The organism is Nitrosophilus sp., from assembly GCF_982775275.1.
In genome coordinates this window covers 1-1,079 of record NZ_CEXZHP010000340.1, presented here as the reverse complement: position 1 = coordinate 1,079, position 1,079 = coordinate 1, and the positions used below count along the sequence as shown (strand labels likewise).

Sequence of the window (1,079 nt, the reverse complement as noted above, 5' to 3'; positions counted from 1 at the left end):
TACAAATTAGAAAATAATTATAAATTCCGGATTGGGATTAGTGTGGATTTTGGGTTTGTATTGTGCTATAGTACGGTCTATTCAGTAGTTAATAACTATAAAAGACTATAAAGGATTAAACAAGGCTGAATGTTCTTCTGCCCGCTTTTGTAGCAAATTATTTCTTCTGCCCGTTTTGGAAGTTATGGATGAAGATAGATTTTTGACTGTTCGCGATGTGGCTGATTTGCTGAGGTTGAATTTGTTGACGGTTTATGATTATATCCGCAAAGGCAAGTTGACGGCAGTGAAGTTGGGACGCAATTATAGGATTTTGCGAAAGGATTTGGATCAGTTTATTGATGAACACCGAGTTAAAAATTAGGTTTTATGTTTTCTAGAAATCTAAAGTTTAAATTTGAGATTCCTTTGGTGGAAAGTTTTTCCTCTATTAAGGGGAAAAGGATGAAAAAGAAGGGGTTTTGGCATAAGGGAAAACGGTTTGTGCCTTATACTAGTCTTTTGTATGAGGAGTCGGCTATTTATCAGATTGATAAAAGGCAGGCGACAGGATTGTTGTTGGGTTTGTTGATGTTGGGAGCGGGTTGGGCGGTTGATTGGAAATGGAGTTTGACTGTTTTGGCGGCGATGGTTTCTTTTTATTATTTTGCGGATTTATTGTTTAATTGTTTTTCTTGATTAATGACATGATTCATCTAGAAACTATCTCTGAATTATAAAATACATAATATCTCTCTTAAAGTTGAATAAACGAATTAGATTGGGTTTATTTGTCTCTAATTGGCTAACTATTATCAGTGAACGCTTCGATTATAGTTATTGCATTATCTTTGGTAACCGTTGGAATGTTTTCTTCTCTTAGCTTTGCACAACAATTTGAAGATTTTGATTATAGTATTCGTGGTGGAGACATTTTAAATTTTGAAATAGATTCTGAGACTGCATCTCTAATTATTTCACTTGATGCTAGGGCAAGAGGGGAATTAATCATAACATTACCTAGATATTTAATTGATGCAAAAATTGGTTCTGAAGATACTGACTTTGATATCTTTGTTCGTGGATTCAAACTTGCTTCA

At 34.2% G+C, this 1,079-nt stretch carries 2 protein-coding genes and 1 pseudogene; all 3 read left to right on the top strand.

From position 1 onward, the window contains the following. The first annotated feature begins 184 nt into the window (after positions 1–184). Positions 185–364: a helix-turn-helix domain-containing protein gene (locus AC30RD_RS09875; RefSeq protein ID WP_489494396.1), complete on the top strand. Its 180-nt coding sequence runs from the start codon at positions 185–187 to the stop codon at positions 362–364. 80 nt (positions 365–444) lie between these two features. Next, positions 445–678, top strand: coding sequence for a hypothetical protein (locus AC30RD_RS09870; RefSeq protein ID WP_489494394.1), 234 nt, complete (start codon positions 445–447; stop codon positions 676–678). Between the two features lie 119 nt (positions 679–797). Next, positions 798–1,079, top strand: a pseudogene (locus tag AC30RD_RS09865) (hypothetical protein); the annotation flags it as partial.